Source organism: Allocellulophaga tsushimaensis (assembly GCF_055383085.1).
The window spans coordinates 3,032,210-3,055,893 of record NZ_AP039451.1 but is presented as its reverse complement, the minus strand read 5'-3'; the positions used below and the strand labels follow the sequence as shown (position 1 = coordinate 3,055,893).

At 30.3% G+C, this 23,684-nt stretch carries 22 protein-coding genes; 3 read left to right on the top strand and 19 right to left on the bottom strand.

All coding sequences use genetic code 11. The annotated features are described in order from the left end of the window. Window positions 1–70 precede the first annotated feature (70 nt). The 9 genes from ACZ451_RS13310 to ACZ451_RS13270 form a co-directional block, all read right to left on the bottom strand. Window positions 71–2,032 carry a sensor histidine kinase gene (locus tag ACZ451_RS13310; protein ID WP_464213203.1) on the bottom strand — a complete coding sequence of 654 codons (1,962 nt, stop codon included), beginning with the start codon at window positions 2,030–2,032 and terminating at the stop codon, window positions 71–73. Window positions 2,033–2,448: 416 nt separating this feature from the next. Beyond that, complete coding sequence (locus tag ACZ451_RS13305; RefSeq protein ID WP_464213201.1) at window positions 2,449–3,213, bottom strand: LytR/AlgR family response regulator transcription factor; 765 nt, start codon at window positions 3,211–3,213, stop codon at window positions 2,449–2,451. A 25-nt stretch (window positions 3,214–3,238) separates the two neighbouring features. Beyond that, window positions 3,239–4,147, bottom strand: coding sequence for a 1,4-dihydroxy-2-naphthoate octaprenyltransferase (gene menA, locus ACZ451_RS13300; RefSeq protein WP_464213199.1), 909 nt, complete (start codon window positions 4,145–4,147; stop codon window positions 3,239–3,241). Then, on the bottom strand, window positions 4,147–4,740 hold the full coding sequence (locus ACZ451_RS13295; RefSeq protein WP_464213197.1) for an SPOR domain-containing protein: 594 nt from the start codon (window positions 4,738–4,740) through the stop codon (window positions 4,147–4,149). The genes menA and ACZ451_RS13295 overlap by 1 nt, the downstream gene beginning before the upstream one ends. A gap of 154 nt (window positions 4,741–4,894) precedes the next feature. After that, window positions 4,895–5,725 (bottom strand): CvfB family protein, encoded by an 831-nt coding sequence (locus ACZ451_RS13290; RefSeq protein WP_464213195.1) that lies wholly within the window; start codon window positions 5,723–5,725, stop codon window positions 4,895–4,897. Between the two features lie 123 nt (window positions 5,726–5,848). Beyond that, window positions 5,849–6,193: a DUF2853 family protein gene (locus ACZ451_RS13285; RefSeq protein ID WP_464213193.1), complete on the bottom strand. Its 345-nt coding sequence runs from the start codon at window positions 6,191–6,193 to the stop codon at window positions 5,849–5,851. Window positions 6,194–6,239: 46 nt separating this feature from the next. Further along, window positions 6,240–7,997 (bottom strand): 2-succinyl-5-enolpyruvyl-6-hydroxy-3-cyclohexene-1-carboxylic-acid synthase, encoded by a 1,758-nt coding sequence (gene menD / locus ACZ451_RS13280; RefSeq protein WP_464213191.1) that lies wholly within the window; start codon window positions 7,995–7,997, stop codon window positions 6,240–6,242. Between the two features lie 50 nt (window positions 7,998–8,047). After that, window positions 8,048–9,151, bottom strand: coding sequence for a chorismate-binding protein (locus ACZ451_RS13275; RefSeq protein ID WP_464213189.1), 1,104 nt, complete (start codon window positions 9,149–9,151; stop codon window positions 8,048–8,050). Window position 9,152: 1 nt separating this feature from the next. Further along, complete coding sequence (locus ACZ451_RS13270; protein WP_464213187.1) at window positions 9,153–9,575, bottom strand: PaaI family thioesterase; 423 nt, start codon at window positions 9,573–9,575, stop codon at window positions 9,153–9,155. A gap of 177 nt (window positions 9,576–9,752) precedes the next feature. On the opposite strand from ACZ451_RS13270, the gene ACZ451_RS13265 reads away from it, so the two are divergent. Together ACZ451_RS13265 and ACZ451_RS13260 are read left to right on the top strand one after the other, a co-directional pair. Continuing rightward, entirely contained in the window at window positions 9,753–10,400 is a 648-nt protein-coding gene (locus ACZ451_RS13265; protein ID WP_464213185.1) for an alpha/beta hydrolase, read from the top strand. A 113-nt stretch (window positions 10,401–10,513) separates the two neighbouring features. Continuing rightward, window positions 10,514–11,152 carry a hypothetical protein gene (locus ACZ451_RS13260; protein WP_464213183.1) on the top strand — a complete coding sequence of 213 codons (639 nt, stop codon included), beginning with the start codon at window positions 10,514–10,516 and terminating at the stop codon, window positions 11,150–11,152. 3 nt (window positions 11,153–11,155) lie between these two features. Here ACZ451_RS13260 and ACZ451_RS13255 read toward each other — a convergent pair whose 3' ends face one another. From ACZ451_RS13255 to ACZ451_RS13220, 8 genes are all read right to left on the bottom strand, one after another. After that, window positions 11,156–12,097 (bottom strand): hypothetical protein, encoded by a 942-nt coding sequence (locus ACZ451_RS13255; RefSeq protein WP_464213181.1) that lies wholly within the window; start codon window positions 12,095–12,097, stop codon window positions 11,156–11,158. A gap of 89 nt (window positions 12,098–12,186) precedes the next feature. Continuing rightward, complete coding sequence (locus ACZ451_RS13250; RefSeq protein WP_464213179.1) at window positions 12,187–12,729, bottom strand: RBBP9/YdeN family alpha/beta hydrolase; 543 nt, start codon at window positions 12,727–12,729, stop codon at window positions 12,187–12,189. 37 nt (window positions 12,730–12,766) lie between these two features. Next, window positions 12,767–13,270, bottom strand: a complete 504-nt coding sequence (locus tag ACZ451_RS13245; protein WP_464213177.1) for a hypothetical protein — start codon at window positions 13,268–13,270, stop codon at window positions 12,767–12,769. A 16-nt stretch (window positions 13,271–13,286) separates the two neighbouring features. After that, window positions 13,287–13,745, bottom strand: coding sequence for a heme-binding domain-containing protein (locus ACZ451_RS13240; RefSeq protein ID WP_464213175.1), 459 nt, complete (start codon window positions 13,743–13,745; stop codon window positions 13,287–13,289). 18 nt (window positions 13,746–13,763) lie between these two features. Beyond that, window positions 13,764–16,238: a TonB-dependent receptor domain-containing protein gene (locus ACZ451_RS13235; protein WP_464213173.1), complete on the bottom strand. Its 2,475-nt coding sequence runs from the start codon at window positions 16,236–16,238 to the stop codon at window positions 13,764–13,766. Then, a complete protein-coding gene (locus ACZ451_RS13230) occupies window positions 16,219–17,583 on the bottom strand; it encodes an HTTM domain-containing protein (protein ID WP_464213171.1) in 1,365 nt (454 codons plus the stop codon). The genes ACZ451_RS13235 and ACZ451_RS13230 overlap by 20 nt, the downstream gene beginning before the upstream one ends. A 5-nt stretch (window positions 17,584–17,588) precedes the next feature. Continuing rightward, a complete protein-coding gene (locus tag ACZ451_RS13225; RefSeq protein ID WP_464213169.1) occupies window positions 17,589–18,701 on the bottom strand; it encodes an imelysin family protein in 1,113 nt (370 codons plus the stop codon). A 113-nt stretch (window positions 18,702–18,814) separates the two neighbouring features. Then, window positions 18,815–20,050, bottom strand: a complete 1,236-nt coding sequence (locus ACZ451_RS13220) for a DUF4856 domain-containing protein (RefSeq protein WP_464213167.1) — start codon at window positions 20,048–20,050, stop codon at window positions 18,815–18,817. A gap of 320 nt (window positions 20,051–20,370) precedes the next feature. On the opposite strand from ACZ451_RS13220, the gene ACZ451_RS13215 reads away from it, so the two are divergent. Next, complete coding sequence (locus ACZ451_RS13215; RefSeq protein WP_464213165.1) at window positions 20,371–20,724, top strand: hypothetical protein; 354 nt, start codon at window positions 20,371–20,373, stop codon at window positions 20,722–20,724. Between the two features lie 390 nt (window positions 20,725–21,114). On the opposite strand, the gene ACZ451_RS13210 is transcribed toward ACZ451_RS13215, so the two are convergent. Continuing rightward, window positions 21,115–21,981: a hydroxymethylglutaryl-CoA lyase gene (locus tag ACZ451_RS13210; RefSeq protein ID WP_464213163.1), complete on the bottom strand. Its 867-nt coding sequence runs from the start codon at window positions 21,979–21,981 to the stop codon at window positions 21,115–21,117. Window positions 21,982–22,605: 624 nt separating this feature from the next. Then, the gene (locus ACZ451_RS13205) at window positions 22,606–23,643 is read right to left on the bottom strand and encodes a quinone-dependent dihydroorotate dehydrogenase (protein ID WP_464213161.1); all 1,038 of its coding nucleotides are present in this window, start codon (window positions 23,641–23,643) and stop codon (window positions 22,606–22,608) included. Window positions 23,644–23,684 lie beyond the last annotated feature (41 nt).

Genomic DNA, 23,684 nt, shown 5'->3' with positions numbered 1-23,684 from the left:
ATCATAATGATAGTGAAATGGTATAGAAAAGTAGTTTTCATAATACCATATAACAACTATTAATACGTTTTTATTTAAAATTAAACCAAAAACGAACTCCTTCAGAAACTTTATCGATATTTAATGTAGATTGTAATTGATTTACAAGGCGATTCATTAAACGAACTCCCATTGAAGAATCTGAACGTTCATTTACATCTACTGGTAAACCTACACCATTATCTGTATATTCGAAAAAGCCTTCTGTATTATTTTTTCTAAGATGGATATAAATTTTTCCACTTTCGTCATTATCTGGAAATCCGTATTTAAAAGAATTAGATACCAATTCATTTAAAATTAGCCCAAAAGGAATTGCCCTGTCGATATCTAACTCAACATCTTCAGCATCAATTGTAATATTAATGTTATGCCCACCTTTTCTATACACTGACTGTACACTATTAATAAGGCTTTCTATATAACCTTGCATTTCAATAACAGAAAGGTCTTCATTTTGATATAGCTTTTGATGAATTAATGCCATTGCCTTAACTCTGCTTTTACCTTCTTCCAAAGCTTGTATTGCTGCCTTACTTCTTGTGTTTTTAGTTTGCAAGCTAAGTAAGCTAGAAACCATTTGTAAGTTGTTTTTTACTCTATGGTGAATTTCTTTTAGTAATGAGTCTTTTTCAACCAAAGAAGCTTCAATAATATGTTTTTGCTCTACAATTACGCGTTGCGCTTTAATACTTCTTAAATAAGCATACACCAAACCTGCAAAACCTAATAGCGTAAATATTAAAGAAATATAAATAACACTTATTTTGCTATCCATAGCCTCAATTTCTATACTCTTTTTTGCTAAATCTTCTTTAGAGGCATCTAGTAATGCTTTTGAGTTTTCTAATTCTGCATCATAAACAGCTTTAAATTGTTGATCTATAAGATCTGATTCAGTATTTATTAATGAATCTCTGACTCTTTCATTTTCTTTTAAATAAAATGTTGCCTTTTCAAATTCATTCGTTTTATCATAATATAAAGCAAGTAACCTATTCTTTTTTAATATTGCCTTAGGTTCTAAATAATTAAAATTTGTTTCTAAATATATAAATGCATTTTCATACGCCTCTTCTTGTAATTCACATTCGGCTAAACAAAGTACATTTTCGGTAAAAACCGTGTTATAACTATCTATCTTATAATCATTTAAAATAGTAATGCTAGATTTAAGATTTTCTATTGCCTTGGTATATTCTTTCATTTCCATTTGGCATTTACCAATATTACCAGCTATTATACCCTTTAATAAATTTGCTTTAATTAGTTCATTTTCAGTTCTTTCATTAGTAATATTACTTAAATACAATTCAATAAAGCTATTTGCTTTTTTAAGATGCATTAAAGCAACTGGATTGGAATCATCTAATCTTAAATAATAACCTATCGTATTGTTATATTCTGCTTGTTCATAATAATTATCAGTATCTAAAGTCTTTTTAGACTCTTCAATATAACTTCCCATAGCCTTTCTTGGCGATCCCATATTGGCATAGATATCATAAAAAATAATATCATCTGTAAGTCCTATTTGTTTTTTTTCTTTGCGAACTTCTAATTGTTCTCTGTATAGCTTTAAATTATAGTAATTGTTATCCATTAATTCTAACAATAACTTTTTTTCTTTTAAGCTGATATTTTTTACCTTATAATATAGATCACTACTTAATTTAACACTGTTAGCGTATTTACCAATATCATAATCTAATTGACTCAGCATTATTTTGTATTTAACCAAAGATGTAGAATCTTGTTTTTCTTCGGATGTAGTCACATGACCTCTAATGAGATCTAACCATTCGTACTGAGAAACTTGAGAGTATCTATTTGAGGAATTAAAAAATACATTAAATTTATCCTCTACACTATTCGCATTTTGGAATTTGGTAAATGAATTTGGTATTTGCAGATCTGTTTCTTGGGAAAGAACTGATATAGATACTAAAATAAATAGTATTAGAAGATATTTTTTTATGATAAATACTTTCACGATGTTAGTTCAAATATAGTCAATTAATGTAAAAAAATAATATACTATGTAAAAGTAAAGTATTAGTTGTTACAAATACACAAAACTTAACATAAACAAATTCAAAATTTTTATTTTATGCAACAAGTGGTAGGATAGTATTAATTAAATATAATGTTGAAACACTAAATAATTTAATTATTTGGCTTTTAAAATTATTTAATCTATGAATAAATGATAAGATTTGGGATGTTCTTATAAATATAAATTAAAGATATAAGCAACATCTAAAATTTAAAATATAATGTTGTGTACAAGTACATATTTGTTGTGAAAAACTTATAAAAATTGGCATATAAGGATGCTTAGAATCATAACAGTGATGCACTAATAAGCTGTAGTAATCTTTGAACTTTAAAAAAAGAAAATTATTTTATTTAAGAATTCATAGCAGAAATAATAAACTCTTTAAATTCCTTTGAAATTGGAATTAGGTTATTATTAATCATAATATCTTTTGAGTTAATAGCATCAATATGATCTACATTAACGATATACGATTTATGTGCTCTGTAAAACTTTTTTTGTGGTAATTTTTCTAAATAATCCTTTAATGGAGAACGAACCAAGAACTTTTTATCAACTGTATTTACTTCTAAATAAACATTATCAGCCTTTATAAATTGAATATCTTCGAATTGAATTCGATAATAAAGATGCTGTTTTTTGACAAAAATAGAATCTTTTAAAACAGAATTAGAAACTACTTTTTCATCCATATCATTAGCACCATTAGCAGCACTAGCTGAATTAGATTTTTCATTATAGTTAAAACTAGATAATGCTATTTCTATTGAAGTATATAAATCTTGTTGCTCAAAGGGTTTAACTAAGTATCCGTTTGGCTTTACAGTTTTTGCATTTTCTACAGTAGCTCTATCAGAATTAGAGGTTACAAAGATGAAAGGAATATTATAATGTTCTCTTATATGCTTACCTAAATCAATACCAGTTTTATCAGAAGCTAAAATGATGTCTATTAAAACAAGATCAACCTCTTTACTTTTAAGTATTTCTTCCGCCTGCTCAAAAACAATAACGTTACCTACAATTTCATATCCAATCTCTTCTAACATAGATTGCATATCATCTGCTATAATAACATTATCTTCTACTATGAGTATCTTAATTGGTTTTTCCAAGATCAGTTTATTTATTAGTATAAATTTACAAAAAAATATTAAAACTAAAATAAAAGAGTATTGCTAATAAAAATGTGCTAATAGCAAGCTTTTTTAATTCAGGATCTAATGCGTTTGGTGTGTTTGTTTGGTAAACTTTTTTTATATGGGCTAATATAGGAATAAAAGCAACCAAAAATAATAATTGTTTCCAATTTTTAAAATGAATAATGGAAAATATAGCTATAGCGCTAAATGCTATAAGGATTAAAACGTAATGATATATTTTCCCATTATTAAAACCTATCTTAACAATTAGAGTGTTTTTTCCTGCTTTTTTGTCAGAAATAGCATCTCTTAAATTGTTTAAATTTAGAACCCCTACACTTAAAGTACCTATACTAATTGCCGGTAATATTGCCATAGGTGTTATAAATTTTGTAAATAAAAATAATGTTCCTAAAACACTTACTAAACCAAAAAATAAAAATACAAAGATATCTCCAAAGCCCTTATAACCATAGGCAGAAGAACCAACAGTATATTTAATAGCTGCCCATATACTAAAGATACCTAGAGACAAAAAAAATAGGGATAAGCCTATTTTTTCAACTCCAAAAGAAAAATATAATAATATAATAACAAGAATAAGGTTTATAATTACGGATATAATAATTCCGTTTTTAAGTTCTTTTCTAGTAAGCAAACCAGCTTGTAAAGCTCTTTTAGGTCCAATTCTATCTTCATTATCGGTACCTTTTACTCCATCACCATAATCATTTGCAAAGTTTGATGTGATTTGGAAACCTACTGTAGTAAAAAGCGCAATAATAAAAATTAAGTAGTTAGAATAACCATAATAAGATGCTAAAGATGCTCCTACTATTATACCAGAAATGGAGAGAGGTAACGTACGTAATCTTGCAGCATTAAGCCAAGCCTTAATTTTATGCACTAATAAGGGTCTTCTATTTTTAAACGCTTTCCATCTTTATATGAAGCTACAAATGCATCTTCAAACCCCATTTTTACTAATTGATATCTAAAGTCTCTTGCCTCTTTAATAGTTTCAAAAGTTCCTAAAGAATAAGAATAAAATGGGTTTGCTTTAACAAACATGGTGTTGTTTAATGCTTTTGATGACAACGTAAGGTTATTCTCTACAAACGATTTAATTTGTACGGAATAGACCTTTTCTTTCTCTATAAATTCTTTTGCTAAATAAAATTCTTTAACATTACTAAGTTCTTGATTTTTAACTCTAAGGTTATCCATTCTTGACTTAATAACATCTAAACTATCAATAGATACTAGAATATTGTCATCATTGGTTTGATTAATTCTGGCTCCCATACTAAAAGAATACAAAGCGAGCACTCCTAAAAGAAAAAAACATGTAAAACCAGCCAAAATGTTACGTTGAATTTTACTGCGTTTTAATTCTTTATTCTTATACTTTACTTGATCAAGAAGTCTTTCATTTAAAATTCTGGATTTATCAATATCCTTGTGTAAATCTAAAAGGTCGCTTTCTTCTATAAACGGCATATTTTTTTGAATTAGGGGGTCTGTTAATTTTTTCTAAAAATAAAAATTTTTATTGGAGTTTAAATGTAAGTATTTCTAAATAAAAAAATAAAAAATATTGGATATATTTGATTGGTTTTCATAGTATTAGATGTGAAATGCCATATTTCTGTGGTCAAAGTAAATAAATGCCATCATTTTTTATCTCAATCTTCCGGTTTTTATACAATGTACCAATACTTTTTTTAAAAACTTTCTTACTAATTTGTAGTATTGCACTTATTTCTTCTGGTGAAGATTTATCATGTAAAGCTAAAAAACCTCCTTCTTTTTGCAACATTTCATAAACTAGATGTGCTCCTGGTTCTAGAACATTTGCACCTAATGGTTGCAAGCTAACATCTATTTTTTTGTCTGGTCTTATATTTTTAATATACCCTTTGGTAGTATCTCCTACAGCAATTCTTTTAAATACTTCATTTTTATACACTAAACCTTTATGCTTATTATTTATGATAACGTCCCAACCTAAATTATGCTGTCTCGTAATAATAATAGAAACTTCTTCTCTTTCTCTTAAAGCAATTTTTTCATTATCTAAAAACTTGTCTAATTTGTTTGAAGCTACCAGCCTAAAAGAAACCTCATCTAAATAACAAAAAACTACATACCATTGTCCTTCTTGCATTTTTGTACGTTGCTCTTTAAAAGGAACTAATAAATGTTTTTCTAAACCCCAGTCCATAAATGCGCCAATGTTATTTACCTCAACAACTTTTAACAATTGAAATGAGTTTCTTATGATATGTGGTTTTAAAGAAGTAACTATAGGTCTTTCATCATGATCTAGGTAACAAAAAACATCAAGTTTGTCGCCTATCTTATAACTTTTAGGCACGTATTTATTGGGTAGTAACACATCATTCCCCTCATCATCACCCAAAAAAAGTCCAACACTAGTATCTCTTAAAATTTCTAATGTATTATAATTTCCTAATTCTATCATAGTGCAAAAATACGTTATAATACGAAATACAAAGTATATAAATTCCTTACTATTATTTTGTTTTTTAATACTAAAAAAAGCCGTTTCTTAGTAGAAACGGCTTTTTAAAATAGTTAAAAAAACTTATTTGTTGTAAACAGATGCTTTTTTAAAATGTTTAGCTAACATGTAATAAACAACAGCTCTGTGTTTATTTTTATTAGACTTTCCATACTTTTCTACAACATCTTTAATAGCAGACATTAAATCGTCACTGTCAGCCATTCCTAATTTTTTCATTAAGAAGTTCTTTTTAACAGTTTCTAATTCCTTATCATCACTACCAGATACTTTAGATGCATCTGCATTATAAATAGCAGGACCTAATCCTATTGCTACTTTAGTTAAAAGGTCCATGTCTGCTGCTTCACCAAATTTATCTTTGATATCTGCCGCATACTTTACAATTAGTTCGTCTCTTTTGCTCATAATTAATTTAGTATTCTTAGATTACAGTTAATGATTTTTATTTGCTCTAAGATATAAAATCAAAATAACTAAGCAAAATTTTATCATTTATTAACCTTGGCGTTTTAATTTCTAAGAGTTTTGCATTTTTACTACTCGAGTAAAAATCAAGCAAACTTTTTGTTAAACTATTTTCATCTTCAACAAGATCATAATCTATCTGATACATTCTACATAAATAGGATGCTTCTAAATTGTGTTTTGTTTCAAAAAAGGTTTCAAAATTTTCTGTATTTGTTTTCCCTGGTAAAATTCTAAAAATACCTCCTCCACTATTATTAATTAAAATAATTCTAAAATCCGGTCTCATATAGTTATTCCACAAACCATTACTATCATAGAAAAAACTTAAATCTCCTGTAATAAGTAATGTTGGTTCTTTTGCATGTATTGAGGCTCCTATTGCTGTAGAGGTACTGCCATCTATACCACTAGTTCCTCTATTGCAAAACACTTTTATAGAAGTATGAATATCAAATAACTGTGCATAGCGTATGGTAGAACTGTTTGCTAAATGTAATTGATAGTTTTTAGGTATAGTTTTAGCAATATGATGAAAGGCAAGCATATCAGAAAATGAAATTTCTTTTAAATAAGCCACTCTCTTTTTTTCATAATTTATTTTAATAGTATTCCAATAGGAGTAGTAATTACTCTTTACGTTTATATAGTTTTCAAGAAATTTATTAAAAAAAGTAGCTGCCGTAGTTTTGAAATGATGTGACAAACAAAAAAAAGTATCATAGGCCTTATTAGGAGATACATGCCAATGCTGTTTAGGCGCATAACTTCGAAGAAAACTTTTTATTTTTTTAGAAACTATTAGCCCCCCAAAAGTTAAAACAACATCTGGTTGTAATGCCGCAAATAATTCTTCTTTTTGGTCAGATTTTTCTATTGGAGCTATTAAACTATCGATACTCGGAAAAAAATTAGGGTGATGTAAATTAGAAGTTGTTTCTGTTAAAACAATAACCGAATCATCTTGAGCCAAAATATTTAAATATGCATCTAGTAGAGTATTTGGATATGCTACACCAACCAAAACTAATTTTCTTTTAGCTGACTTCCATAATGCTTTAAAATCAGAAATTTGAGCTAATACATCAATAGTATTTTCTTGAACGCCACTTACTAATGGTGTTACTGTTTGTTTTTCTGTAGTATCATATAGTGGCTCTTCAAAAGGAATATTTATATGTATGGGTCTTAATGTTTTAACTGCTAATGACAAGGCTTTATCTAATTCGGTATCATTATAAATCTGTACTTTTTCTTGTGCTTCTTTAATAGTTATACTAGTGTCTAATAAATCTTTACCCTGTGTTCTTACTTTTTCGGTAGCATGGGAGACATCTAATTTTAAATTAGCCGAATAACCAATATGCCTATCAAAAACAAAATCTTGTCGTATGGTTTGCCCATCTCCTACATCAATTTTATAAGGTGGCCTGTCCGCAGAAATAACAACTAAAGGAATATCACTATAAAAAGCCTCTGAAACTGCTGCATAATAATTTAATAAAGCACTACCTGATGTACATACTACAGCTACTGGTTTTTGTTGTTGTTGCGCAATACCTAATGCAAAAAATGCTGCACAACGCTCATCTACAATACTATAGCAATTAAAAAATGGATCTTCGGAAAAACTAATGGTTAAAGGAGCATTTCTAGAACCTGGAGAAATTATAATATTTTGTATATCATGTAATTTACAGTGATAAACAAGTGTTTGAGCAGATGGTATGGTAGAATATAACATGCTTTACAAAAGTACAACCTAGTGTTTTCTTAAACCAATTCTAACGCCTTTTATTCTAAAATAACTGATAACATTGTTTCACTTTTTGCAACCGTTTCTAACCATTCTTTTTCTGGGTCAGAATCTTGTGTAATACCACCTCCTATATAAATTTCAGCAGTACCTTCTTTTATCTGCATGCATCTAAGGTTCACAAAAAGGGTAGTTACGTTTGTGATACTCTTATATGCTTGGTTCTCCTGATTTTTTTTATTCCCAGAACGTTGCTGCGCTACTTTAAAATTAAGCTCTCCTAAATACCCAGTATAATACGTCCTGTTATAATTTTCATGCGCTAGTATAAAGGTTTTTGTTATCGCTTTTGGCAAACCACAGACTGCTGGAGTTGGATGCAGTTGATGAATCACTTCTTTTACATTACTTGTTTTAAGAATTCCAGAGATTATCGTTTTTAAATGCCATAAATTACCAGCTTTAGTCGCTGTTGTTTCTGCCACCTTTAATGAACTTACTTTATCTTTTAAAGCATTAACAATAAAAGTAGTTACAAGCTCTTGTTCTTCTAGTTCCTTTGCACCCCATTCTGGTTTTTCTACTCCAGTATATTGGCATGTTCCTGCTAAGGACATCGTTAGAATTCTTTTATTTTCTGTTTTTAATAAACTTTCCGGTGTAGCTCCCAACCACAAGCCTATTTTAGGATGGTACCATAAATAACAAAATGCATTAGCATAACGATCCAAAATGGTCTCATAAATCTCGAAAATAGATTTTTCTATTGTTGTATTTAACTTTCTTGAGAGCACTACTTTTTTAAAAGTACCACTAGCAATTTCTTTAATTCCCTTTTTAATTAAATTGGTATGAAATGTTTTTTCTGAAGGAAGCGTTTCTAAAGTAACTTTTTGAGGTGATTTTTTTTTAACACTATATTCAGCAGTAAATTGCTCATCTTTCTGTATTAAAATAATTTTATGCTGATCGTTAAAAGGGGCAAAAACAAAACCTGTTTCTGAAAAATCTTTAACGAAATGAAGTTCGTCATCAAACTGAAAAATTCCTGTAACCCATTTTTCTTTGGGCTTTCTATATAGTACAAACGGCTTACTTGTTGTATAAGAAGTATTCGCCTTATCAAGTAAATTAGCAAACATATTACTTTCTGGGTAATGCAATTGTTGTTAGTTTACATACTGATATTAAATTCTCGTTTGCATCTGTAATCTTAATATCCCACAATTGTGTTGTTCTTCCTTTATGCACAATAATAGCTTTTGCAAAAACATAACCTTCTTTGATACTCTTTACATGATTAGCAGAAATCTCTATTCCTCTTACCATAACTTCTTGCGCATTTAAAAAAATATAAGAAGCAGCACTTCCAACGCTTTCTGCAAGTGCAACCATAGCTCCACCATGTAAAACGCCATCTGGCTGGTATACTTTAGGTGTAACAGGCATTTTACCAATTAAAAAATTCTCTCCAACATCTACATAGCTAATATCTAAGGTTTCCATTAAGGTTCCCTTACAAGTTTCATTACAAATTTTAAGTATCTTCTCTTTATAATCGTCCATGTAAAATTGGTGTCTATAGTTTATGTAAAAATATGAAAACTATATGCAACTACTTCATGTTTTATCCCATCAAGTAAACATTAATTATAAAAACTATTGCCTTTCCATTAGAAGAAAAGCTAAAAACACGAATTTTTTATTTTAAAGAAATAAAAATTAAGAATTAACTTTGAGTATATGGAACAATTAGAAAAGAAAATTTCTTATACAACTACCAATACTTACCAAACATTAAACACACTTTCTGAAACTACTAAAAACATATGGATTGTTTTACATGGTATTGGTTACTTAAGCAAATATTTTTTAAAATATTTTAAGGAGCTAGCACCGTTAGAGAATTATATTATTGCACCACAGGCACCCTCTAAATATTATCTAAATAATAAATACACCCATGTTGGTGCTAGTTGGCTTACAAAAGAGCATACCGCATTAGAAACTAAAAATATTATCAGCTATTTAGAGGGCGTTTTAGATAATGAAAAAATACTGACCACACATCATTTAATTATTTTTGGATTTTCTCAAGGTGTTTCCATTGCTACACGCTGGGTAATACAAACTAAAATAAAATGCCATCAATTAGTCCTTTATGCGGGTAGTATTCCAAATGAAATCACAAAAGAAGATTGTGGTTTTTTACAACAAAACCATACCAAAATCACAATTATAATTGGTGATAAAGATCAGTACATAACTGCCGAACGAATGCAAACCGAAAAAGAGAAAATTCAACAGCTTTTTAATGGCAATGCTGAGTTAATTTCTTTTAATGGTGGGCATGAAATTGTAAAAGAGCTTATTCACAACTTAATTATTTAACTCGCTTTTTTTTATCCTACACATCAATCTAGAGCATATTCACCACTTTTATTTTAAAAAATTAACGAATATTCTTTTCTTGTTGGTCCAAATCAAATTAACCTACAACCAAGATGAAAAAATTTACTTTTTTAACTTTACTTGCTATCCTTATAAATTTTAATGCTTTTGCGGAATGTGCTGATGCATATACTGCAACTACATATGCATTAAACCACACTAAAAAATCTTTATCTGCTAATAATTTTGAGCACCAAACCTATTATGCAGAAAAAGCACTTACTGCTATGGAAAAATCTATGGCACAATTTGGATCTTGTTCTTGTTCTGAGTCAAAAGAAAATATAGAAGATATTATGGGTGTACTAGAACGCTCAATAGATCCTGAAAATTGGGAAGAGGGCAGGTATTATGCAAAAGATGCCTATGCTAAAATTCAAGAATTACTCACTACATATGATCTTTGTAGCTCTTCTGGCGCTGATGAAACAGAAGCAGATATAGAAGATGCTGTTAATTACGAAGAAGTACAAAATCTTGTTATTGAGTTAAACGAATCTTTAAAAGCGTACCAAGAAAATTTAAAAACTGTAGCTAGATCATTAAAATGCTACGATTTAAAAGTTGAGAAAATCAATGAAGGAATTGATACAGAAGGGAAAACTGCAAATGAAGTACGTAAATTATATGCAGAAAAATTAATGCATATACAGCGTAAACAAGCAGATATTCTAAAAACTTGCTCAGAATAAAGTCTATTCAGCCTCGGTTAGTTCATCTTTTTTATAATATGCTATTTTTCTGGTGATATAGGTATTATCTGGAGTAATAATTTTCTTTACCCAGTTTCCATTTTCACCATTATCATATTGATAAATAAAATTTTGTGAGCTAACCTGCTTATTCTTTGTTGTTTTTATTTCTGTAAGCATTCCTTTATCATTATAGGCATAATTAACAGTCTTTTCGGCAACAAAAGAATTTACAATAGTATCGTATACAAACTTATTTTCTGTTAGCACTTTATTAGTCTCAATATCTACTATTTGTTCTGAAGCAGTTTCAGGAATACCTTCTAGATACTCTTTAGTAAGTACTATTCTGATATTTTTATTATTTACTATTTTTTTTGAAACACGAACCGATTTTTGAAGCGCATCATTTTTAGTATATGTAGTGGTAGATTCTCCTTTGTGGTTTGTGTAAGCAACTATAGTTTGTTCTATACCATTTGCATTATTCCTTTTAATATGAATTAGTCTTTGATCTGCATCATAAGTATATTCATACTGGTCTAAAAACTCTTTATTATAGGTAAGTATTTGCTCAGTAACTTTTCTTGCTACTGTATCTACAGCATACATATTAGCTATGGAAGTATTTTTATCGAATATTGCATTTCTATAATTTTCAAAACGTTTTTCAATAATTTCTCCATTCACATATTTATAATAGGTGATATCGTAGTCTTTTTCATTATGGCGAGTTACTTGTTTGGTAAGTCTACCTCTTTCATCAAAATAAAATTCTTCTTTTCCATAGGTAGTACTCACCAGGCAGGATTTAACGTTTTCATTTAAATCAAAATCGTGTATTGTATAGATCTTTTCTTTCTGACTATATGCAATGGTATACCCCAATATAAAATTGGTGATGATAAAAAAGCGAAATAAACGCATTGTAATTTTCCAACCCATGCTACAAATTTACATGTTATTCCATAAAAAATAATACTTTCAGTAGTAAACTCCAACACCATAAATTGTAAAAGCAATTAAAATAGGAATTAGTACCTTCTTAATTCTTCGAGAATTTTTATACCCTCGCTCCAATCGCCTAAACCAGATTCTGAATTAATATGTCCTAAATGTCCAACATTCTTAAATTTACTTCCCCATTTAATTGCTAATGCTTCAGCACGTTCTAGTGTTACATACGGATCATTTTCACTTGCTACTACTATTGAAGGAAAATTTAATGCTATTAGCGGCATTGGAGCAAAAGAACGTACTATATCTGGAGTATGCTCAGGTGAATCTACATCAGCTGGAGCTATTAATAATGCCCCTACAATATGCTTATTCTTAAAGTTTTTATTCCAATGGGCTACTAAAGAAACGGCAAGACTATGCGCTATAAGAATTGTTGGTTTTTCTAATTTTTGGATATATGAATTTAAACGAGTTAACCATGCATCTTTTTCTGGTTTATCCCAACTATCCTGAACTACTCTATCATATGAAGTTAATTGATTACGCCAATGCGTTTGCCAATGGTCTAAATCGGAATTTCCTAAACCAGGAATAATTAGGTAGTTGTAATTTTTCATATGATAGATTGATTATAGCTATTGTTGGCTAATCATTTCATTTTTTAATTTCAGCTTCAAATAATTCAGCCAAATATTTCTTTGATCTAATACTTTCATACTTAAAACTGCCCGTTACTAAAGCATAGCCAAAAATCAGCATTCCAAACGGAATTAAGCTCATTGGTTCAAAATTTTGATTCTCAAACATAGATGCTAAAAAAACTAAACAGCCAAATCCTACTCCTCCAAACCACGCGAACATAAAGACAATTACGAATGTATTGAGTCTCATTTTAATATTTATTTTTGTTCCATTAGAGTCTTTTTCAATAACTCCATTAATTCTAGGTAAAAACGAATTCCTATAACTAATTATTCTAGTTATGTTAAATGAGTTTCCAACGAAACTTCCTTGATATGGCTTATGATTATTACTCCAAAAAATCCCCGATATCTTAAATGGTTTTTTAGGCTCAATACTATCACCTATTCTTTTTAGGATTTCCTCGGAATTATGTCTAGACTTATATGTTATATTTTCAAATGGCAAGTATTTCATTTGAATATTTACTAACTTATTTTATGTCATAATTGGTACGGGCTTTCTTTGCCCAAGCTATTAAGGCTTCTTTTTCAGCATCCGTCATACTACCATGTGTCCATGTATATTCATCTAATGGCATTTCACCTTCTTCAACCTCCTCAATAAGTTCATCTAACTTATGATCTTTTTTCTTGTCATTATAACTATTCCATTGGGAAAGGTTAAAATGCTCATTCCCTTCTTCTATATGATCTGCTAACCATATAGAAACTGGAGAAATTTCTGCATACCATGGGTATTCTGTATGATTGCTATGACAATCATAACAATTATTTTTTAATATCTCTACTACTTCTTTAGAGGGTTTTGTTTCACTTTCAAAAGCAGCAACATCTCTAAATTCTGCAGTGTTTTTCTCAGGTCTCACAAATTGAATGGCCACAAAAGCAAGTAATAAAATAATTAAAATAGGTTTGATAACTTTTTTCATAATTCAGGTTGTTTTTTGTTAAAATTTAAATTGTAATGTGGTATAAAAAGTTCTGGGTTCTGATGGAATTATCCCTGGTCCTGGATAGCCTGTTGCTCTTCTTGTAAAATAGCTATTGTCTAAAACATTATTAATTCCCGACTCTAATTTCCACTTTTTATAGGAATAAGACAAAGAAAAATCTAAAATATCATACGCTGGTATTTCTCCTACAACACCAGCACCTGTTGCTCTAACAAATAACGGGGCTGCATTTGAAGCATCAGAAAACTGACTTGATAGATAAGTATATTGCAAACTTCCTAAAAAGTTTTTATACCCAAAATTAAAACCAGTTTTAAGGTTGATTGTTGGGATAAATTCTACCTGATTACCCTTTTGTATAGGAACAACTTCTGATTGGCCTTCTGGAGCTAAACTATTAACAGCTATATATTTTGATTGTGTCAATGCCAAATTTGTAAACAAATTAAGTTTATAATCTGTGTTATTATCAAAAAATGTATTGATAATACTCCAATTAAAAAAACTTTCTAATCCATAAATAAAGGCATCACCAATATTTCCTCTAGCTCTGCGAAGGCTACCATCATTACTTACAAATAATGCTTCACCTAAACGATCTTTATATAATAACCCAAAAGCACTGATATCATAAGACAAAATATTGTGATACCTACCTCTTGTACCTATATCTGCTGTAAAACCATCTTCATCACTAATATTGGGGTCTATTGAGAAAGAAGGATTTACCACTCTAATATCACTAAAGGTAACAGATCTGTAATTCTGAGAAAAGTTACCATAAGCTTCTACGCTAGACGATATTTTATATGTAGCTCCAACTCCTAATAACAGAAAAGTTCTATCAAAAACCCTGTCATCCTGATTGTCTTCATTCGATATTAAATTTCCTGCTAAATCTAAATTTATCGTTTTAAAACTCCCTATACTTTCAGTTTTTATATGTTCTAATCTAAAGCCTGGCGTAATCGTAAATTTATCATTTAAATAAAATATGTTTTCTCCAAAAAAAGCGAGATTTAAATTTGGGAATTCAAACTGTGATTGTCGCTCAAAATTAGGAAACTGATCATCAGCAAAAGTAAAATCTGCATTTAGTGCATTAGAACCTGGCCCTTGACGCTGATCGTTTTGGGTCTGGTAATATTTAGCGCCAAGCAATAATACAGATTCTTGATTACCAAGTGCATAACGTGTTAAAAAACGTGCTTCTGCTCCCCAGTTTACAAAATTATCTACTAATAATTCTCTTGGCTCTTCTAATATATCAGCTTGAAAAACTCTATTGGTTCTAAAACCAAGTGCTTTTCTAGAGGCATCTAGGCTAAAAATATTTAAACTAAAATCTGATTTTGGCGAAAACTTGTGATCTAAACGTAGTGAATACAGTTTCCAATCTACATTAAACCAATTTCTAGTTCTATTGCTAAATGTAGGATCTTCTATAAATTGTGCATCGGTAAGTCCGCCAGGCTGCTTGGCCAAATAATTTAAGAATGTAGTTTCTAATGTAATCTTTGTATCGTCAGCAATTTGGTAAGCGAGATGTGCAAAATAATTTCTACTATTAAAATTAGAATTTGGTCTAAACCCATTCCCTTCTTTATAATTAAAATAGGTATAGTAACTAAATTTCCCAACTGTACCACTTAAACTATTAAAACTGGTAAATAGGTTGAATGAACCTAAGCTCTGCCTACTGATCAGTTCTATTTTTTTCTTTGGATTAGGCCTTTTAAATTTAAAATTAACTAAACCTCCAAATTGCGTTCCATATTGCAATGATGCTGCTCCACGAATGACTTGGATTTCCTGTAAAGCTTCTGCTGGAGGGGTATAGTAACTTTCTGGATATCCTAAAACATCTGCACTAATATCATATCCGTTTTGCCTTGTATTAAAATTAGACGTACGATTAGGATCCAGACCTCTACCCCCAATATTAAGTTGCAAACCAGCATCGCCGCTGTCATAAATATTTAAGCCTGCTACTTGGCTGTATATTTGTCTTGGGTTATTTGCTGCTAAATTCCCTGTAATACCTTCTAATAAAACTACTTCATTTTTCTTTCCATCATAAATGGCAGTTCCTTCTACTTTTTTTAATTGCTTTAGTGCAAAAACACGTTCTCTTTGTGCTGTTACCACCACTTCTGATAGTTCTTCTCCTAATGAAACAAGTGCTACATTAAATGTACGGTTTGCATCTATGGTTAAAGTCTCTTCAAAAACTTCAAAACCGTAAGCAAAAAAAACAAAGTTATAATCACCTTCGGCAATATTTTCTAATTGATAAAATCCGTCTGCAGTTACTTTTGCAGAAAGTTCTAATTTTTGTACATAGATTTCTACATCTGGTATCACATTCCCTTTTTCATCAGTTACTTTACCTGCAACGGTATATTGCGCTGTTACAAACTGCGTAAAAATGATCAAAATAACAATGCTTCTAAATTCCTTTAATGACATCCTTGAAAGGTATAATATAACTTTTGTGTTTAAACGATTCTTTTTCTTGTGCTAAATCTACTTTTGGATCTATAAGTGGTGTACTCAAACGCCCGTTTAATGTGACGCTATTCTCTACATAAACTTGAATATTTTCATGCCCCTCTTTTTTAAAATGATCTCTTAAAAAATGCGCATATTCTAATATAAAATCAGATTGAAAAGCCATTTGTTTTTCTTGAAGCGGAGTTAAAAAATCTGAATTATTTACATAAAACCATTTTTTAGTCTCGCCATCTACAATTTTAAACTGTGCGTAACCTGATTTTTCTGTTAACATTACGCGCCATGAAAAACGATAGCCTTCTTCTGTCCAAAACAGTTCTCCAGGATATAATAGATACCGAAATGGAAAAATAAGTTGAAAAACAAAAAATACTACAACAATACTATATTTTATTTGCGCAAAACTATGTGTTTTAAAAACAAGTTGCTTTTTATGATCAAAATATTCTTTTTTGATCTTGAAAAATTTGCTAATACCTGCTAATATTTTGTGATGTAGTTTAGCATCAAAGAAAATTAACGTGGCTATGATCATGATATATGGGAACATTCCTATTGGAAATAAAATCCGCGTTAACAAATGAAAAATAACTACCGCTACAAATGCTAAGGGTCTTGTTTTACGGTACAATAATAAAAAAGGAATACTTAAATCATAAAGTGCCCCACTCCAACTAAAAAAATATTGAAACCATTCTAAATGAAAAAGCTTGCCTAATAAAGGGAGATCGTACTTTGCGGGCAACCATATTTTTAAAGGCATCGCCTTAAACAACCAATCTGAATTTAATTTTGCTAAGCCTGCATAAAAATAAACGATCCCCAATAGTAACTTAATACTATTGATCGTCCATACAGGTATACTCTGATATGCTTTTGTCTTGTTTTTATAGGCATCAATAGCATAATACGCATTAGCGGGTAAAAAAATCATTAAAAATGATAGGATACTTATAAAATAATAGTGGTTAAGATAAGTGGTCTTATCCATCAATTCGATATAGGTAAAGCTTAAAAAGAAAGTTGCTATTGCTATTTTATATTGATAGCCAATGGTGATAAATAAAGCGGAAAGCCCGCAAATGATAAAAAGTAAGTAGGTATAGTTCCCTAAAGGCTGTACCCATTCAAAACCATAGTATGAAAAGAAAAATTTAGGTTGTATATAGAATTTATCAATCCATCCGTAGCTCCAAAACCGAATAATACTAATACACATCATAAGTCCAAACAAAATGCGAAAGACCGCCAAAGGGGCGGCCTCTACTTGTTTTGTTATGTATTGATGTTTAAATGACATATTTCTTAGTCGCCATCTGCATCAGCAAAATCAATACTGATACTTAATGCCGATACCATATCAACTTTTAATAAAGGTACCAAACGTTGTACCTCATCATAAGCCAATAACATTTGTGTGGGAACTGTATTATTCTCAATCTCTTCTTTAAAAGCTTCTAATGTTGTTACACTAGCTCTTGCAGTATTAAATTGATTATTGATCAGTGCATTTAAATCTTCTCTATTGGTATCTTTACGTAAAGCATCTAAATAGGAAGATAAGCCAACTCCTGTTGTGCTAGCATTAAAATGGTTACCATTAAAGATATCTTGAACTGCCTGTAAGCCTTCTAAAAATAATTCATTAGATAAATTATCTCCTCTGTAAAAAGCTTCTATATTTTCTGGGATTGGATTATCTGAGAATACGCCTAATGGAATTCCCATTTTTCCTGCTCTAAGAAATCTTTCAAAATAAAAAATATAATCATTCACAAAACGATCTACCGAAGAATTTGCTGAAGAGCCATCATTAGCTATAAAACTAGCTCTAAAACTACCTTGCCATTCTGCCAATACTCCATTTGATATGGTTTGTATATCTGCAATAATAGCTCCCATATACTGCAAGTCAGCTTCAGTCATCGCAGCTATAATTTCAGCATCAGTAGCAGCTAGTCCATTGATTAGATAATCTAATGCTGGAAAACCTTTAGCATCTCTATTGGAAGGAAGAGATAAATCATAATTTCCACTACTGATATTATTCTGTATTTTAGAAACATCTGTTGGGTATATATTTACGTTTAAACGCAGGTCTACTATTTCCGCAGGTCCTGTTTCTAAAACGGACACATACTGCCAAGATTTATAACTAGCAACCCACTGAGCACGTAAAGCCACAAGATTAGTTGTCGTTTTTTCGGCCTCAAAAGTGTTAAATGCTGTATTTAAAGTCGCAATAGCTGAAGAAAAAGATGCATATGACGGGATAATAATATTATCTGCCCAATTGGTTAATAATGCAGCTCTATCAAAACTAACAGTACCTGGTGTAGGTTCATCACTTCCTCCATCTTCTGTACTACAAGCCCAAAATACTACCAAAGAAAGGAATACTATACATACCTTTTTCATTACACTATTTTTATTTATTCTAATTAAATACAAAATTAAATAAAACAGTCTATAATATCCCAGTTATAAACTGCTTTTTTTTAACATTTATTAAAAATTAAACTTTATTAATTTTAATCTACGCTTTGTGCTTGAGCCACAGTAAAATTAAACTTATCTGCAATTGCTGTAGACAAAGCATCTAAAGTTTCTTCGGAAACCGTCCAAAGACCATTTTCAGTACTATTCATTAAATCATTAATAAATCCATCTACTTCTGCTTTAGTAAAATATGAAGCATTTGTATTTGGGTTTCTAGTGAATTGTAAGCTATAAATAAATCCATAACCTTCAGATAAATCATGAAAAGCTGGACCAAAACTAGGTGTAGCACCTCCAAATAAAGCATTTTTACCTTGTTGTAAATAATACACTGCTCGTATTCCTATTACTTCTGAAATCTTTTCTCTTAATACAGCTGCTTGTTCATCTCTTACCGTATAATTTTTAGCAACTATAGCTGCTCTACCTAATTTAAAAGCTTGAAAAATTTCTTCTGCTATACCTGCAAAATCTGAATCACCTTCTACTCTACCCACATATTTATTTAAAAAACTATCTGCACCTAAATCTAAATTGGGATTTGCTTCATCTGCATTTATTCCATATACATAACCATAAGCCTCATCCCACTTATGCTCCATTGTAGTATAGTTTTTACCTTCACTAACTATATCATTATCATTATTAGCTCTATTGTCTTTTTCATCTAATACAGCAGTTCCTAAATAGTTGTTTAATGCTTGGTCTACCATTAAAGCACCTATTAAACCTTTATTTAATGCTTGGTTATATTCTAAGCCTTTACCACTTACATATCTTGTAGAAGTGCCATCAGCAATTTGACCTGCAATTCCCGCTGAAGCGGCCACATTCCAATTAGGGAATACTTCTGAAACTTGAGTTGTAATAAGCGCATCAAAATCTGCTCGTATCAATGCTTGATCAGCTGCGTTAGTAGAAAAGAAATCTTGAGAAGCAGCTACTTTACTTCTTATGCTTTTATTTGAAGCATTTAAATCTGCTTGTTCAAAATCTGCATCACCTTCTTGATGCGCAAACATTGCATTTAATTTTTCTGCTGTATTAGTTGGTACTTTAACAGCGCTTATTAACTCTTCTCCCATGAGTATTCTAGTCGTTTGCCCACTAAAACTAACAGTACTCTCTCCGTCTCTGGCAAATGCATAGGTAGCAGGTGCTACAACTTCTACTGGTGGAGTTAACCCTCCTTCATCTATATCCTCATCTTTACTACAAGATGTAAATAGTGTTAATGCTAATGCTGGTACTATAAAAAATTTATTCATTATGATTTCTATATTTATTTAGACTTGTTTTAAATAACTGTTGTAATTTGATGCAAAATTAAGATCAAAAATGGATCTCACAAGTTTTATTTAAACTAAATCTAAATAAAATTAAAGATTTAACATTTACATAATATCTAAGGTGATTTTTTAATAATATGCTAATAATCTTAAAAAAAATAAATAGTTGAAAAATACTAAAACAGTAATAAATACAGCACTTATACAAATAATAGAGGAAAATATATTTCTTTATTTTTATTTATTCTAAATAAAAATAGTAATTTTAGCCCATCATTTAAAATACTAAAAAAGGAATCATGGAAGACATTAATCATATCTATCACAACAAATTTGGAGTAGCTTTTCAATGGAAAAAAAATAGAGCTGAAAATGCAAATAAAGTACAAGTTGTTTTTAGAGATACTGGCTTTCTGTTATCTAAAGAAGAACTTGTCTTATTCTCAAAAAATTTAAAATACCTCAAGGATAACTATCCGCTATGCGAAGATTGTGCTCAAAATGAATCGTGTAAATCTTTGGTTGTAGCAACTCCTGCTTCGCAAGTATCTTTGGCTATGAACACAAAAGAATTAGATGCTGTATACGACTTAATTGAGGGCACTTTATTTCAGTTAAATTTTGATGATTATTTGAGTGATATTTGGCAGTGAGTAGCGAGTAGCGAGTAGCGAGTAGCGAGTAGCGAGTAGCGAGTAGCGAGTAGCGAGTAGCGAGTAGCGAGTAGCGAGTAGCGAGTAGCGAGTAGCGAGTAGCGAGTAGCGAGTAAAAATAATTTTTTTAACTCTTATTCTTACTCTAAACTCCTAAACTTTTTTATAAACTTATAAACTAGCGAAGTGAATAAACTCATAAACTCTTTACTGAATACTCTTTACAAATTACATTTACTCAATACTTTTTTTATAAACTTATAAACTAGCGAAGCGAATAAACTCATAAACTCTTTACTGAATACTCTTTACAAATTACATTTAATCAATACTTTTAATAAACTTATAAACTAGCAAAGCGAATAAACTTATAAACTTTTTACTGAACACTTAATGATATTTAGCGAAAAGTTCTGTAGCCTTATTGTAAGCTGCTTCAAAAACCATCCAATTTACATTTGTATTTGCTTTTACTGAGGTAAAATAAGAAAGCATCTTTTCAGTAGGCATATTTCCTGTTAATTCATCTTTTGCCATTGGGCAACCGCCAAACCCTTGTACTGCACCATCAAATCTACGACAACCTGCTTTATAGGCGGCTTCTACTTTTTCGTGCCACTTTGTTGGTGTGGTATGCAAATGTGCTCCAAATTCAATAGTGGGGTATTTGGGAATTAAATTAGAAAACAAATATTCAATTGTTTTTGGATCAGAACTCCCTACGGTATCTGATAAGGAAAGTATTTTTGCACCCATAGCGGCTAATTTCTCCGTCCACTCCCCTACTATTTCTACATTCCAAGGATCACCATAAGGGTTTCCAAATCCCATAGAAATATATGTGACTACTTCTTTATTTGCCGCATCTGCAATATTAAATATTTGTTCTAATGTAGCTACAGATTCTGCAATTGTTTTATGTGTATTACGCATTTGGAAATTTTCTGAAATAGAAAATGGAAAACCTAAATAATCAATCATAGGTTGTTTTACCGCATCTTGAGCACCACGTACATTAGCAACAATAGCTAATAGCTTGCTTGTTGTAGCTGACAAATCTAAAAGTGATAAAACTTCAGCAGTATCTGTCATTTGAGGAATAGCTTTAGGAGATACAAAACTGCCCACATCTATAGTATCAAAACCACAACCCAACAATGATTGTATGTACCTCACCTTCTCTTGGGTAGGTATAAAAGTTTTAATGCCTTGCATGGCATCTCTAGGGCATTCTATGATTTTAACTTTGTTTTGCATTCCTTAAATATCTGCATCTCAAAATTACTATTATTTATTCGATAAAAATAGCCATATGATAATCCCTATAAATACTGGTATTTACATCAGAACTGAACTATTTTGACAATATATTCATTTAAGATGAATGGATTAAAAACTTAACATTCAGTTTCTACTTTAGAGGATACTCTTGATTTGAATATGATTTAAACTCTACAAATACGATTACCCCAATTATAAAAAACTCAAGTATAAAATAAATGAATCCCAATACAGTTAGTTTTTCATAATACATAAACACTAAAGCTGTAGAAGCTAGTAAATAAATACTATTACAAACTAGTAGTATTCCTAAAAAAGATTTCCAATTAGATTTTATAACTAGAGAACAACATATTGAATATATAAATATGCAAAATGCTACTCCTGATAATACGTACAAAACTTTACTAGGCATCCCAAAATAGGATTCAAATTGTGCTAGGATTCCAGCTAATAAAATTGAAGTGAGTAATGCTCCTAAGGCATCTATTAAAAAAACATGTTTAGGAATTACTTTAAATTTATTTAGAAAATTTTGTTTTTCATTATGCATATACAAGATCTTCTCATCAGGTAAATTTTAACAATACGATATTCAATTTAAGATTGTTGTAGTAGGGCTTTATTAATCTTCTTAATTAATGCCGGACCTTCGTATATAAAGCCTGTCCATAATTGAATTAAATCTGCTCCAGCATCTAATTTTTCTAAAGCATCTTCTGCAGAATGTATTCCTCCAACTCCTATAATAGGAAATGCTTTATTACTTTTCTCTGCTAAAAACTTAATGACCTCGGTACTTCTCTTTCGTAAAGGCATACCACTTAAACCACCCATTTGTTCTTTTAACAGCATATCTGACTTTAAATTATTTCGTTCTATGGTAGTGTTTGATGCAATAACCCCATCTATTTTAGTAGTAGCTACAATTTCTATAATATCTAATAATTGACTATCTGTTAGGTCTGGTGCAATTTTAAGTAGAATTGGTTTTTCTTTTAATGCTCTTTTTGTGGCTTGTTTTGTATTTGCTTTTTTTAATTGCTTTAGCAAATCTGTTAAGGGCTCTTTTTCTTGTAACTTTCTAAGTCCCGGTGTATTAGGCGAACTTACATTGACTACAAAATAGTCTACATGCTCAAAAAGCGCATCAAAACAAATAAGATAATCTAAAGTAGCATTTTCATTGGGCGTAATTTTATTTTTTCCAATATTACCTCCTATAAGTACGCTATGTTTCTTTTTAAGTTCTTCTACAGCTTCTAAAACGCCTAAATTATTAAATCCCATACGGTTTATAATTGCCTTGTCTGCTTTTAACCTAAATAAACGTGGCTTAGGGTTTCCGTCTTGTGGTTTAGGAGTTAAGGTTCCTATTTCTATAAAACCAAAGCCAAAGTCTGATAACTCATTGTAAATTTTAGCATTTTTATCAAACCCTGCCCCAAGACCTACAGGGTTTTTAAAAGTAAGTCCAAAAACGTTACGTTCTAAACGCTTATCTTCAACAGTATATATAGACTTTATGAGCTTAGAAATACCCAGCGCTCCGAAAATTTTAATCATTGAAAAAGAGAAATGATGGACTTTCTCAGGATCAAATAAAAAAAGGAAAGGCCTTATAATTAGTTTGTACATGGTATGGATTTGTTTATGCAAAAGTACAAACAACAAACACC